Here is a 13,378-nt window from a genome sequence, read left to right on the forward strand (position 1 = left end):
CGCCCTAAAGATCGTGCACATCCACCACGCCGTGAATGGCTTTTATGGCGCCCTTCACTTGTGGCGTAATCGCAAATCTTGAGCCCAGGCTGATTTCAATCTCACGGCCACTCTCTGTCATCAGTGTGAGTGTGGCCGGTGCTTTGCCGCCCGGCTGAAGGCGTTTGGCAATCGAGTCCACCGCGCTCGCATCGCGCACGAAAATCTTGATGCCCTGCACTACGGCGGCTGCGGCCTTGTCTAGGGGTTCCATCCCTTGCAGGCTCATGCGCACTTCTTCGCCATTCACCTCGGCTTCGACGCGGATGACGACGGCCCTGCCCGGTTCCAGCTGGTCACGCAGATTGACCAGCGTGTCGGAGAAGACGATGGTTTCATATTGGCCAGTGGGATCAGAGAATCCGACAAAGGCGAATTTGTTGCCGGATTTGGAGCGGCGTTCCTGACGATAGGTGATGGTGCCTGCGAGCTTGCCCGCAGTAGCGCCCTTCAAAACTTTCTCGCGGAACACGGCAATGGATTCTGCGCCGATGCGCGCCAAAGGCTTGGCATATTCATCCAGCGGGTGGCCGGAAAGATAAAAGCCCACGGCATCGAATTCATGGCCAAGGCGTTCCATCGGCAACCACGCATCACGGCGCGGCAACACAATGTCATCCTGCGCCGAAGCCAGCGCGCCGAACATATCGATCTCGCCTGCAGCAGCCTCGCTGGCCGTGCGGTTGGCGACGCCGATGATCGTATCCGTGCCTTCCAACACTTGCGCGCGGTTGGGGTTCAAAACATCGAACGCACCTGCCTTGACCAGGCTTTCCAACGCACGGCGGTTCAGGGCCTTGGCATCCACACGGCGCGAGAAATCGGAGAGCGACTTGAAGGGACCACCCTCGTCGCGCGTTTTCACAATCTCGGCAACAGCACCCGCGCCCACATTTTTCAGCGCCGCCATGGAATAGAGAATGGCGCCGTCCTTCACGGCGAAATCCACACCACCGGCATTCACCGAAGGCGGCAGCACCTTGATGCCGAGGCGCTGGGCCTCTCGGCGGAACAGCATCAGTTTATCGGTATTGCCAAGATCGAGCGTCATCGAGGCGGCCAGGAATTCCGCGGGGTGGTTCGATTTCAGGTAAGCCGTTTGATAGCTGATATAGGCGTAAGGGGCAGAGTGCGATTTGTTGAAGCCATACTCGGCGAACTTCGCGCAGGCATCAAAGGTGGCCTTGGCAATATCTTCAGGAATGTTGTTGGCGAGCGCACCCTTCATGAAGTTTTCGCGCTGGGCATCCATCTCCGACTTGATCTTCTTACCCATGGCGCGGCGCAGAAGATCGGCCTGGGCCAGTGTGTAGCCTGCCATGTCACGCGCGGCCTGCTGCACCTGCTCCTGATAGGTGATGACGCCGAAGGTTTCCTTCAGGATCGGCTCCAGCACCGGGTGCAGATACTCCACCTTCTCCTTGCCCAGCTTGCGGGCGCAATAAGTCGGGATGTTCGCCATCGGGCCCGGACGGTAGAGCGCCACAAGGGCGATCAAATCTTCCAGCCGGTCGGCGCGCATGGCGCGCACAGCGTCCTTCATGCCTGCGCTTTCCAGTTGGAACACGCCCACTGTTTCACCCTGGGCCAGCATGGCAAAGGTGGCTGCATCATCGAGCGGGATTTTGCCTGCATCAAAATCCGGGATGCGCTTACGGATCAGCTTTTGTGCCTTGTCGATCACTGTAAGAGTCTTGAGGCCGAGGAAGTCGAACTTCACCAAGCCGGCCTTCTCAACATATTTCATGTTGAATTGCGTTGCCGGCAGGCTGGAACGCGGATCGCGGTAAAGCGGCACCAATTCGGTCAGCGGCCTGTCACCGATCACGATGCCAGCGGCGTGAGTGGAGGCGTTGCGGTAGAGGCCTTCAAGTTTTAGGGCAATATCGAACAGCGCCTTCACATTGGGTTCGCGCTCTTGTTCCTCCGCCAGGCGCGGCTCCATGTCGATGGCCTGTTGCAGCGAAATAGGATTGGCCGGATTGTTGGGGATCATCTGCGACAGGCGGTTCACCTGGCCATAAGGCAATTGCAGCACTCGCCCCACATCGCGGGTGACCATGCGAGATTGCAATTTGCCGAAGGTGATGATCTGTGCCACGCGGTCCGCGCCATAGCGTTGCTGCACATAGGTGATCACTTCGTCACGTCTATCCTGGCAGAAGTCCACGTCGAAGTCAGGCATGGACACGCGGTCTGGATTGAGGAAGCGCTCGAACAGAAGGCCGAAGCGCAGCGGGTCCAGATCGGTGATGGTGAGCGAATAGGCCACCAGCGAGCCGGCACCCGAGCCACGGCCCGGGCCTACCGGAATTGACTGGGCTTTGGCCCATTTGATGAAATCAGCCACGATCAGGAAGTAGCCGGGATATTGCATCTTGATGATGACGCTGAGCTCAAAATCCAGGCGCTTGTCATAATCTTCGCGGGTGAAGCCCGGCGCCAAGCCAGTGGTGGCGAGGCGCATGTTGAGGCCATCCATGGCTTCACGGCGCAGCATATCCGCTTCATCGCCTTCGGCATAGCGCGGCAGGATGGGTTTGCGGCCCTTCACCCAGAAGGCGCAACGTCGAGCAATCTCGATGGTGTTTTCAACCGCCTCGGGCACATCAGCGAACAACGCCGCCATGTCCTGCTGGCTTTTGAAGTAATGTTCCGGCGTCATATGGCGGCGGTTCTGCTCGCTGAGCACTTCACCTTCGGCGATGCAGATCAGCGCGTCATGCGCGGCATAATCATCCGGCGTTGCGAAATAGCACTCATTGGTGGCGACTAACGGCAGATCATTTTCATAGGCCAGTTCGATGAGTGCTGCTTCGCTGGCGCGCTCGGCCTCCATGCCGTGGCGCTGCAATTCGACATATAGGTTGGTGCCGAATGCGGATTTCAGCTTGGCGAGAATTTCCTCAGCCTTGCCGCGCTGGCCGTTCGTTAGCGCCTGACTGACTGGGCCAGTGCTGCCGCCGGTGAGGCAGATTAGGCCCGCAGAATGCGCGGCCAGATTGGCAAAGCTTACATGCGGCTCAGCATTATCGGCGACATCGAGGAACGCCGAGGAGGAGAGCTTCATCAGGTTCAGATAGCCCTGCTCGTCCTTGGCCAGAAGGACGAGTGAGGGAAAGCGCCTGATTCCTGCGTCCTGCTGAAAGCGGTTCTGGTCCTTGGCCTCGGCGGCGCAATCCACCTTGAGATCAAGACCGATGATCGGCTGGATGCCTTTTTCAGACAGAGCTTCGGAAAATTCCAACGCGCCGAAGAGATTGTTGGAATCAGTAATGGCGAGGGCCGGCATCTTCGCTTCCTTGGCCAGCTTGGCCAAGAGCTTGACCTGCAATGCGCCTTCCGACAGCGAGAAGGCAGAATGGTTGCGGAGGTGAACGAAGAGAGGAGCGGGCATGGGTGGGAGATTACCCGGTTGAGATTGGTTTTAAAACCGCTGCTTCAGTTTCTCCGCACAATACAGGGGGCACCTGCCCCATTGAGCATCTGGCAGCGTTTCTCGGCAGCGGCGCGGCTATCTTCACCCAGCATCACATAGACCATGCGCCGTGTGCCGCGCGACAGGTTGCGCTTGCGCAGAACCATCGGATCACGATTGGCGAGTTCTGCGGGGAAGCGCAGCTTCAAGCGGCGGAACTGGCCGATGGCGCGCGCCTCGCTGAAGTTGACGGCCAGCAGCGCGCCCCAGGGTTGGCGGGGGGCGGAGGCAATGGGTGTTCCTGCGAGGTCTTGTTTGCGCAGGGCTAATGCTACGCAGTTCTTGTTGAAGTCGGCATCGGTGCCGACGGCGGGGATGACGAATGTGGCATCGGGTTTACGCCAATCGGTAGCCTCGTGGCCGGTGATGAAGGCCACATAGTCTCGGGTTTCGTATGGAAGGCCACCTTTGTCGGCCAGCCAATCGGTAATGCGCTTTTCACCTGCATTATAGGCGGCAGCTGCCAGGCCTATGTTTCCGAACTGTTTTTTGAGATCGGAGAGGTAAGCGGCGGAGGCTTTCACAGCCTCTACGGGATCGAACGGATTCTTCAGGCCGCGCTGAGCTGCGGTGCCTGGCATGAATTGCGCGATTCCTTGCGCGCCCTTGTCGGATACCACGTTGGGATCGAACAGGCTTTCGCGCCACAGAAGGCGCACGAAGAAGGATGGATCTATGCCATTGGCCTTGGCTTCGGCTTCCGCGCTGGTGCAGATTTGGGTGGCCAAATCGGAGCGATTTGGAGCTGAATTGGAGCTGGCTGTAGCAAACAGGCTGAGCGCCAAGGCGAGGAAACTAATCTTCCACCAGCGCGCCATTGGACAGCCTTACGACCCGGCTCATGCGCTGGGCGAAATCAAGATTGTGGGTGGCGACGAGTGCGCCGAGGCCCTCTTCGCGGATGAGGCGCACGAATTCCTGGTGCACCATTTCGCCGGTCGGTGGATCGAGGTTGCCGGTGGGCTCATCGGCCAGCAGCAACAGCGGCCGGTTGGCGATGGCGCGGGCGATGGCGACGCGCTGCTGCTCGCCACCTGAAAGCTCGGCCGGGCGGTGATGATGGCGATGGGCCATCTTGAGGCGCTCCAGCAATTCCATGGCGCGTTTGCGGGCGGCGGGCTTCGAAACCCCAGCGATCAGCTGCGGCATCATCACATTTTCAACGGCGGAGAATTCCGGCAGCAGATGATGGAACTGATAGACGAAGCCGATGCCGACGCGGCGCACGGCGGTGCGCGTCTTGTCATCCATGTCGGAACAGTTTTGCCCGGCGATGACGACCTGACCGCTGGTGGGCTTTTCGAGCAATCCAGCAATATGAAGCAGCGAGGATTTGCCGGCACCCGATTGGCCGATCAGCGCCACGATCTCACCGGGATTCACCACGAGGGAGAGATTGCGGAAAATCTCAAGGGCTGTTTCTCCTGTGCCATAGACGCGGGAGATTGATTGCAGCTCCAATGTGGACCGGAACTTCATTCGTAGCGCAGCGCTTCAACGGGATCGAGGCGGGCGGCCTTCCAGCTGGGATAAAGTGTCGCCAAGTAAGAAATCACCAGCGAGAACACGACGACATAGAAAGTCTCTGTATAGCTGATCTTCGCGGGCAACTGCGCCAGATAATAGAATTCCGGATTGAACGGGTCGACGCCCGAGAGCCACTGGATACCGCGGCGGATATTGTCGGCATTCCAGCATATGAGTACGCCGATGATCACGCCGGCGAACGTGCCCAGCGTTCCGATGGCTGCACCCGTAATGAAGAACACGCGCATCATCGCACCCTTGGTGGCACCCATGGTGCGCAGGATGGCGATGTTGGAACCCTTGTCCTTCACCAGCATGAACAGCCCCGAAATGATGTTAAGTGCTGCCACCATCACCACCAGCGAAAGCACCATGGTGACCACGTTGCGTTCCACGGCCAGCGCATTGAAGAAGGCCACGTTGCGGGCCTGCCAGGTTTGCACCAGCATGTCCGGCCCGGTTGCGGCCAGCATGGCGGCCACCTGTGACTGCACGAGATCAGGATCCTTCACCATCACCTGCAGCAGCGATGCGCCGGTGCGGGAGAAGAAATCATTGGCTTCGTCCAGCGGCAGAAAAATCACATTCTCATCGATATCCGACATGCCGGCCTTGAAAATGCCGACCACCGGATAAGTGCGCGAGGACGGCGTGTTGCCGATGGGCGTGTCGGGGCCATCGGGCGTGATGAGCGAAAAATTGGAACCAAGGATCAGACCGTGCTGCCGTGCCATGCCCTCGCCCACCAGCACGCCCTTGGCTTTCTCGAAACCCACCAAGGTCGGCTTGGTGTCGATATTGGGGTAATTGGTGAGCGCGGTTTTCAGGTCGCTATTGTTGATCTCGGTGAGTGAGAGCAAATCTTTCTCGCTCATGCCGCGCACCAGAGCGCCCGTTGAAGCACGCTGAGAGGATGCCAGCACCTGGCCCTCGACAATGGGGATGACGCTGGTGACACCTTGCACCTTGGCCACCTTGCCTGCAATCGCCTTATAATCCTGAACCGGCGTACCGTCAGAACGGAAAATCATGGCATGGCCAGTGGAACCCAGAATCTTGCCCAGCAATTCCTGATGGAAGCCATTGAACACCGACATGACGACAATCAGCGTGGCCACACCCAGCATGATCCCCAAAAAGGAGAACAGCGAAATGACCGAGATGAAGCCTTCCTTGCGGCGCGCGCGCAAATAGCGCAGCGCCAGCATCCACTCAAAGGGGGCAAAGGCTCTGGTACTGCCGGATGCGGATGCCATTCAGTGGATCACCCAGCCAGCTTCTCTACCACTTGGTCGAGCGGCACGTTTTCGCGTGCACCCGTCTTGCGGTGTTTGACTTCGGCAATGCCTTCCTTGAGGCCGCGTGGGCCGATGATCACCTGCCAAGGCAGACCGATCAAATCCATGGTGGCAAATTTGGCGCCGCCCGGCTGGGCACGGTCGTCATAGAGAACCTCAACGCCCTTGGCTTGCAGGGCCTTGTAGATTTTATCTGACGCGGCATCAGCCTCGGCATCGCCGGACTTGATGTTGATCAGGCCGACTTTGTAAGGAGCAACCGCTTCCGGCCAGATGATACCATCCTTGTCATGGCTGGCTTCGATGATGGCACCCACCAAGCGCGATACGCCGATGCCGTAAGAGCCCGATTGCAGAGTGACTTTCTTGCCGTCCTGGCCCTGCACTTCGCAGCCCAGCGGCAGCGAGTATTTGTCACCGAAGAAGAAAATGTGGCCCACTTCGATGCCGCGGCCGGTCATGCGGCGATCCGTGCCCACGCGCTTTTCATAGTCGGCAGCATCATGCATTTCGGATGTTGCGGCATACATCGAGGTGAACTTCTCGACGGTGCCGGCTACGGCCGCCACGTCATCAAAATCGATTTCGAAGTTGGTCCAATCAAAGTCATGGAAGCCCTTGTCGAAGAAAACTTCGCTTTCACCGGTTGGGGCGAGAATGAGGAACTCGTGGCTGTCCTTGCCGCCGATGGGGCCGGTTTCAGCGCGCATCGGCACGGCCTGCAGGCCCATGCGGGCGAAGGTCTTGAGGTAGCTCACGAACATCTTGTTGTAGGAATGCTGACCGGCCTCACGCGTGAGGTCGAAGCTGTAGGCGTCCTTCATCAGGAATTCGCGGCCACGCATCACGCCATAACGCGGGCGGACTTCATCGCGGAACTTCCACTGGATGTGATAGAGGTTGCGCGGCACGTCCTTGTAGCTCTGCACGCCGGAACGGAAAATGTCGGTGATCATTTCCTCGTTGGTGGGGCCGAACAGAAGGTCACGGTCTTGCCTGTCCTTGATGCGCAGCATTTCCTTGCCATAGGCGTCGTAACGGCCAGATTTGCGCCACAGGTCTGCTGATTGCAGTGTAGGCATCAGCACTTCAATCGCACCTGCCCTGTCCTGTTCTTCGCGCACGATCTGCTCGATCTTTTTCAAGACACGAAAGCCCATCGGTAGCCAGGAATAGCTGCCCGCCGCTTCCTGGCGCACCATGCCGGCACGCAACATCAATTTGTGCGATGCGATCTCGGCTTCCTTGGGATCATCCCTGAGGATCGGCATGAAATATTGGGACAGGCGCATTGAAGAATCTCGATGAAGTTCAAACTGGTCGCCCTTTTAGAGGCACATCTGCAAAAGATGAAGACTTTTGCGATGCAGCAAAATTAGCTGCATATTTTCCACTTGGCAGTCCGTCGCCGATATGTCACAAACGCGCGCATAGACCAGGGTCGATATGGGTCCAGGTTTAGGGAGGAGCTAGGCAGATCACGGAAAGTGACCGCCAAGCTGGCGACCAAGAAGCGCCAGTTAAAACGAGGAATCCAATTTAGCTGGCGGAGCTTTCGGGCTCCGCCAATTTTGCTTTTGGCCACAGCTTCTGGCCGAAATTGCTGACCAGAAGGCCCAGCACAATCAAAACCGCACCCGCGATTTCGAAACTGTCGAAACGCTCGCCGAAAACGACTGCCGCACTCAACACACCGAACAGCGGGATGAGCAGCGAGAACGGCGCCACCGTCGAGGCCGTGTAGTGGTTGAACAAATAATTCCAGCCCGCATAACCGAAGATGGTGGAAAGCACGACCAGATACAGCAGTGACAGGACAACCGTCAGGCTCGGATGGGTGAACACGGCCAGAGCTTGTGCATGGTCTTCAAAGAACCAGGACAGGATGAGCATGGGAATTGGCACGGCGAGGCCCGACCAGATGACGAAGGACGTCGTATTCTGCGGCCTTATCATTTTGGAAATGATGTTGGCAGCCGCCCAGCCCGCCGCAGCGGTGATGCAAAGGAGAAGCGGCAGAACCTGCGAACCCGTCCAGCGATCAAAAGCAATGGCGCCCATGCCAGCGAAGGCCACCAGGGAGCCCACAGTCTGCTGAGGCTTTGGCACTTCATTCATGATCATCCAGGCGAAGAAGATGGTAAAGAAGGCCTGCAATTGCATGACCAGCGAGGTGAGACCGGCAGGCAAGCCCAGCTTGATGGCGAGGAACAGGAACCCGAACTGCCCGATACCCAGCATCAGTCCAAAAGCTGCGACCCAGGAGAAGCTCTCCTTCGGTCTCGGGATAAAGAAGATCGCCGGAATGGCCGCGAAGAAAAACCGCAGCGCCGTCAGCATGAAAGGCGGCACTTCGTTCACCGCCAGTTTTATCGGAATGAAATTGAAGCCCCAGATCGCGGCAATCAGAATGGCGAGTGCTAAGTGGGCGGGTTTCATGAACTCTTCTTGGCGGTGACTTCGATTTCTATCTTCATGGCGGGGCTGGCCAGCCTGGCTTCAAACATGGTTGCCGCCGGTCTGATGTCGCCAAAGTATTTGCGCGTTACCGGCCAGCATTTTTCAAAGTCGGAAGCCTGCGGAAGCAAGTAATGCACACGGACAGTATCAGCAAGCGTGAAGCCCCCCTGCTCCAGCGCCTTGGCTATGTTCTTGAAGCATTGCTCAGCCTGCGCCACCACGTCATCCGAGATTTCCATCTTGTCGTAGTCATAGCCGGTGGTGCCGGAGACGAAGCACCAGTCACCATCGACTACGGCGCGGGAATAGCCGATGTCCTTCTCGAAAGTGGAGCCGGATGAAATGAGCTTTCTCATTTTGCTTTCTTTCGTGGTTTTGGCTTTGCGTCAGGTGGTGGTGCGGTTGGCTCCATAACGATGTGCAGAGGTGCAGGCGCTGCGGCGGGCGGCTGCATCGGGATGCCTTCACGCTGCAGCGCCTCCCAGATGGCGAAGGACACGGTGGAGCGGTAGCGCATCGCGTTCTCGATGCTTTCCACCCAGAAGCGCACGCTGAATTCGCAGGTTGAGGCACCGAAATTCCGCAGCAGGCATTCCGGTCCCTCGGGGACATTCAGCACGCCCTTCACACTGGATACGGCTTTCTGAACAATGTCGGGCACGCGGCGCAGATCGGAATCATAAGCGGTGGTGAAATTCACTTCGTAGCGCTGGCGGAAATCACGGTGCGTCCAGTTGATCACCCGGTTGGTGATGAACAGCGTGTTCGGCACCATGATATCCTTGCCGTCGAAGGTGGCCAGTGTCGAAGAGCGCATGTTGATCTCCTTCAGGGTGCCGCTTCGTCCATCATCGAGCTCAAGGAAATCACCCACTTCGAGCGAACGCTCCAGCAGGATCACGATGCCGGAGACAAAGTTGGAAGCGATCTGCTGCAAGCCAAAACCGAGGCCCACGCCGACTGCGCCAGAGAATACCGCGAAGACTGACAGATTGATGCCCAGCAAATTGAGCAGCAGGATGCCGGCGAAGCTGATGATCAGCACGTTGAAGCTTTTCGCCGCCAGTTCCTTGGTCTGGACATCGACATTCTTCTGCTGGCGGATGATGCGCTGGCCGGCATTCGACGAGACGCGGCCCAGCCAGAACAAAGCTCCGCCGAACAGCACGGCCTTCAGCACAGTGAGCAGCGAGATGCGGATATTGCCGGCCTCGAAAGCGGTGCCATCCATCCATTCAGAGATCAGCGGCATGAAGCCGAAGGCGTAGATCGTGGCCGCAGGGATGCCGATCCAACGCGCCGTGGCATTGAACATCGGATGCTGCACGAAGCGGTTGATCACCGCATAAAGCAGAATGATGGCTGCGCCCGTCAGTACCAGGCGCACGAACCAGGATGAACCGAACTGCTGGTCGCAGATCTGCGCTGCAAAGGCCAGCGCCACGATGCGCACGGCGGGCGTGATGAGGGTGCGCAGCGAGTGCAGCGTCTTGCGCAGTTTGAAAAGCCGGCCCTCCGTCGGTTCACGGGCGAAGACCGGCATCAGCTCGACCAGCACATACGAGATCAGCCGCCCGGCGATCATGGCGACGATGGCGGCAATCACCTGCGCGTAGAAATGCGGTGTCCTCAGCCAGCCCAGCCAAGTGGTCAGCAGGTCATTGATCTCGAGCTGCAGCTCACCGAATGTCGGAAAATCTAACATGGCTCAAAGTCGAGGGCGTCGCCCCAGTTCAGTTTTCGGGCCTGCTTGTAGGTGGCCTTGTCCCGGGAGGCAAATGTTTCGGTGGTGAGGCCTGCGGCGCTGCAAAGCGGCAGCGACACCGAGAATTTGGTGGCAAGCGGCGGGGCGATGATGCGGGCGCGCGGTGTGTTCACCGGGTGGCGTGAGACTGCAATCCACGAGAAGGATTCATCCTCGAAGGGCACGACGGCGGATTTGGCCTGCATATGCGCCCTGCTGCGCGCCAGGCGGGTTTTGAAATGGCACCAGTCGCCGCTTTCCATTGGGCAAGGATTAACGTGGGTGCATGGGCCAATGATGTGAGCGCCCGCCTTCAGGAGGGCCGCACGTACATGGCGGATGCGCGCGAAGCCTTGCGGCGTGCCGGGTTCGACGATGACCAGCACGTCTTGCGCTGCTTCCCAGAGGCCTAAGGCTGCAGCGGCAGCATCGTTCTCCGGCAGTTCAGCCATCACATAGGCCGCGACTACCATTTGCGCCTTGGAGGAATTGTTCTGCAAATTTGTTTGGGTGATCTTAGCCTGCAAGTTCAGCGCTGCCGTGAGTTCCGTTGCAGTGGCGGCGAAACGCGGATCGCGCTCTAGCAATTCTAAATCCGTCAGTGAGGGCCAGAAGCGCGTGGCGGACAGGCTGGCTGTGCCAGGCCCCGCGCCTATATCGAGAATGCTACGAGGCGCGTAATCCGGCATCAGTTCTGCCACGTAATTGAAGACGGAGGAGATCGCAGCATAGGTGGCCGGCATGCGCGCCACGAGATAGGCGGCAACATCGACGTTGGAAGAGCTTCGCCCTTGCACATAAGACGCGCTGAGCGAGGCCGCGTTTTCCCGCACTGCAACAGGCCCGGAACTTAAGGCTTGTGTGAGTGTTTCCACCGCACTGCGCAAATCGGATGGAAATTCAAAAGACATCGTGGTTGAGTGACAAGCGTCTCATTCCGCTTCATAAGGGCTGGGTTTGACATTGCGGCCTTAACACAGAGAGCGACGGTTTTCATGTTTGTTTCCTTCTTCCCGAATCCACGATTGTTCTTCAGCTCCGCCGCCGTCTGGGCGCTGGCTGCGGTGCTGCTGTGGTTCTTTGTGTTCAAAAATCTAGGTGCCACAATTGGCCTGCCCAATCCTGATCCGGCAGCTCCACCCTTGATCGGTGTACAGGTGTTCTGGTCCGCACCTTTCATCTGGTTTTACATTTACTACATCTTTGTGGTTGGCATCTTCGCTGCTGTTTGGCGCACGCTGAGCCCGCATCCATGGTTCTGGTGGTCGGTGCTGGGTGCTGCCCTGATCATGTTCGTCACCTACTTCCAGGTGGAAGTGAGTGTGGCCATCAACAACTGGTATGGGCCCTTCTACGACATGGTGCAGGCGGCGCTTTCCAAATCGCGGCCGGTGACGCTGGATGAATTCTTCGGCGGGCTGGCCAGCTTTGGCGGCATTGCCACATTGGCGGTGATCGTGGGCGTGCTGAACCGTTACTTCGTCAGTCACTGGATTTTCCGCTGGCGCACGGCGATGAATGAATTCTACATGTCGCACTGGTCCAAGCTGCGCTCCATCGAAGGTGCCGCACAGCGCGTGCAGGAAGACACGATGCGCTTTGCCAGCAACACCGAAGACCTGGGCGTGAGCTTTGTGAGTTCAGTGATGACGCTGATCGCCTTCCTCCCCGTGCTGCATGCATTGGAAGGCACGGTCACCGAGGTTCCAGTACTGGGCAGCATCCCCTACCCTCTGGTGACGGTCGCCATCCTCTGGTCGCTGGTTGGCACTGGCTTCCTTGCCTTGATCGGCATCAGGCTGCCTGGCCTGCAATTCAACAACCAGCGCGTCGAGGCCGCCTACCGCAAGGAACTGGTTTATGGCGAAGACCATGCCGACCGCGCCCAGCCGCAGACGGTGAAGGAACTGTTCGCCGATGTGCGGAAGAATTACTTCCGGCTCTATTTCAACTACATGTATTTCAACGTGGGCCGCATCATCTACCTGCAAACCGACAACATCTTCCCCTATATCGTTCTGTCGCTCACCATCGTGGCCGGCAAGATCACGCTGGGGCCGATGCAGCAGATCCTCAATGCCTTCGACCAGGTGCGCAGTTCGTTCCAATATCTGGTCAACAGCTGGACCGACATTGTGGAACTGATGTCGATCTTCAAGCGTCTGCGCGGGTTTGAAGCTACGATTGCCGGCCACCATGTGGTGCCGGTGGATGATGTGCATACGGAAAAAGTGGTTTGATCCAGGAGAACAGGTCGGAAACGAAATTTCGACCTGGTCTCACTTAGCCCTTGCAATTGGCTGAAATTACCCCTACATCCCGCCTATCGAGTTTCGGCCGGTTGGTTGGCTCCGCGCTGTTAAATGCAAGTGCATAAGCCCTTTAATTTCACCAAGACATCGATAGACCGTTCAAGTGCTTCAAAACGCTTGAACAAAGCACATATTGCATTTCGCAAGGAGTTACTATGCAAGGCACTGTAAAGTGGTTCAACGGCCAAAAAGGCTTTGGTTTCATTCAGCCTGAAGACGGCAGCACCGATGTGTTCGTTCACATCAGCGCCGTGGAACGCGCCGGCATGTCCGGTCTCAACGAAGGTCAGAAGGTTTCTTTTGATCTCGAAAAGGACCGTCGCACCGGCAAGCAATCCGCTGGCAACCTGAAGGCCCTCTAAGGCCGTAGGCAATTCTCCGATTCTGATGCGAGCCACGGATGTACTGGCGGTGTCGCGGATGAATTCCTTCATGAAGTCTATGCCATCAAGCTCGAGCTTGGTGGCATGGACAAAAAAATGGGGTCCCTTTCGGGGCCCTTTTTGATTCTGTAAGTCAC

General features: G+C 57.9%; 11 protein-coding genes. 2 read left to right on the top strand and 9 right to left on the bottom strand.

What is annotated here, in order from left to right; genetic code table 11:
• Positions 1-4: 4 nt before the first annotated feature.
• The 9 genes from dnaE to F8B91_RS05990 all read right to left on the bottom strand — a co-directional run bounded on the left by dnaE (position 5) and on the right by F8B91_RS05990 (position 11,457).
• Complete coding sequence (dnaE, locus tag F8B91_RS05950; protein WP_196502766.1) at positions 5-3,436, bottom strand: DNA polymerase III subunit alpha; 3,432 nt, start codon at positions 3,434-3,436, stop codon at positions 5-7.
• A gap of 44 nt (positions 3,437-3,480) precedes the next feature.
• Positions 3,481-4,335 carry a lytic transglycosylase domain-containing protein gene (locus F8B91_RS05955; RefSeq protein WP_196502767.1) on the bottom strand — a complete coding sequence of 285 codons (855 nt, stop codon included), beginning with the start codon at positions 4,333-4,335 and terminating at the stop codon, positions 3,481-3,483.
• Positions 4,313-4,996, bottom strand: a complete 684-nt coding sequence (locus F8B91_RS05960; protein WP_196502768.1) for an ABC transporter ATP-binding protein — start codon at positions 4,994-4,996, stop codon at positions 4,313-4,315. Before F8B91_RS05960 ends, F8B91_RS05955 begins: the two co-directional genes overlap by 23 nt.
• Positions 4,993-6,300: a lipoprotein-releasing ABC transporter permease subunit gene (locus F8B91_RS05965; protein ID WP_196502769.1), complete on the bottom strand. Its 1,308-nt coding sequence runs from the start codon at positions 6,298-6,300 to the stop codon at positions 4,993-4,995. Before F8B91_RS05965 ends, F8B91_RS05960 begins: the two co-directional genes overlap by 4 nt.
• 8 nt (positions 6,301-6,308) lie before the next feature.
• On the bottom strand, positions 6,309-7,634 hold the full coding sequence (gene proS / locus F8B91_RS05970; RefSeq protein WP_196502770.1) for a proline--tRNA ligase: 1,326 nt from the start codon (positions 7,632-7,634) through the stop codon (positions 6,309-6,311).
• Positions 7,635-7,881: 247 nt separating this feature from the next.
• Entirely contained in the window at positions 7,882-8,781 is a 900-nt protein-coding gene (locus F8B91_RS05975; RefSeq protein WP_196502771.1) for an EamA family transporter, read from the bottom strand.
• Positions 8,778-9,158 carry a RidA family protein gene (locus tag F8B91_RS05980; RefSeq protein ID WP_196502772.1) on the bottom strand — a complete coding sequence of 127 codons (381 nt, stop codon included), beginning with the start codon at positions 9,156-9,158 and terminating at the stop codon, positions 8,778-8,780. Before F8B91_RS05980 ends, F8B91_RS05975 begins: the two co-directional genes overlap by 4 nt.
• Positions 9,155-10,507, bottom strand: coding sequence for a mechanosensitive ion channel family protein (locus F8B91_RS05985; RefSeq protein WP_196502773.1), 1,353 nt, complete (start codon positions 10,505-10,507; stop codon positions 9,155-9,157). The genes F8B91_RS05980 and F8B91_RS05985 overlap by 4 nt, the downstream gene beginning before the upstream one ends.
• Entirely contained in the window at positions 10,501-11,457 is a 957-nt protein-coding gene (locus tag F8B91_RS05990; protein WP_196502774.1) for a small ribosomal subunit Rsm22 family protein, read from the bottom strand. Before F8B91_RS05990 ends, F8B91_RS05985 begins: the two co-directional genes overlap by 7 nt.
• A gap of 84 nt (positions 11,458-11,541) precedes the next feature.
• Between F8B91_RS05990 and sbmA the strand changes: the two genes are divergently transcribed.
• Positions 11,542-12,786, top strand: a complete 1,245-nt coding sequence (sbmA, locus tag F8B91_RS05995; protein WP_196502775.1) for a peptide antibiotic transporter SbmA — start codon at positions 11,542-11,544, stop codon at positions 12,784-12,786.
• Positions 12,787-13,013: 227 nt separating this feature from the next.
• Positions 13,014-13,220 (top strand): cold-shock protein, encoded by a 207-nt coding sequence (locus F8B91_RS06000; protein WP_196502776.1) that lies wholly within the window; start codon positions 13,014-13,016, stop codon positions 13,218-13,220.
• The last annotated feature ends 158 nt before the right edge of the window (positions 13,221-13,378 follow it).

It is taken from the genome of Aestuariivirga litoralis, assembly GCF_015714715.1.
GTDB classification, from domain to species: domain Bacteria; phylum Pseudomonadota; class Alphaproteobacteria; order Rhizobiales; family Aestuariivirgaceae; genus Aestuariivirga; species Aestuariivirga litoralis_A.

Bases quoted from the DNA above. Each gene is read 5' to 3' on its own strand.
- dnaE (WP_196502766.1), bottom strand. From the start codon at position 3,436: ATGCCCGCTCCTCTCTTCGTTCACCTCCGCAACCATTCTGCCTTCTCG.
- F8B91_RS05955 (WP_196502767.1), bottom strand. From the start codon at position 4,335: ATGGCGCGCTGGTGGAAGATTAGTTTCCTCGCCTTGGCGCTCAGCCTG.
- F8B91_RS05960 (WP_196502768.1), bottom strand. From the start codon at position 4,996: ATGAAGTTCCGGTCCACATTGGAGCTGCAATCAATCTCCCGCGTCTAT.
- F8B91_RS05965 (WP_196502769.1), bottom strand. From the start codon at position 6,300: ATGGCATCCGCATCCGGCAGTACCAGAGCCTTTGCCCCCTTTGAGTGG.
- proS (WP_196502770.1), bottom strand. From the start codon at position 7,634: ATGCGCCTGTCCCAATATTTCATGCCGATCCTCAGGGATGATCCCAAG.
- F8B91_RS05975 (WP_196502771.1), bottom strand. From the start codon at position 8,781: ATGAAACCCGCCCACTTAGCACTCGCCATTCTGATTGCCGCGATCTGG.
- F8B91_RS05980 (WP_196502772.1), bottom strand. From the start codon at position 9,158: ATGAGAAAGCTCATTTCATCCGGCTCCACTTTCGAGAAGGACATCGGC.
- F8B91_RS05985 (WP_196502773.1), bottom strand. From the start codon at position 10,507: ATGTTAGATTTTCCGACATTCGGTGAGCTGCAGCTCGAGATCAATGAC.
- F8B91_RS05990 (WP_196502774.1), bottom strand. From the start codon at position 11,457: ATGTCTTTTGAATTTCCATCCGATTTGCGCAGTGCGGTGGAAACACTC.
- sbmA (WP_196502775.1), top strand. From the start codon at position 11,542: ATGTTTGTTTCCTTCTTCCCGAATCCACGATTGTTCTTCAGCTCCGCC.
- F8B91_RS06000 (WP_196502776.1), top strand. From the start codon at position 13,014: ATGCAAGGCACTGTAAAGTGGTTCAACGGCCAAAAAGGCTTTGGTTTC.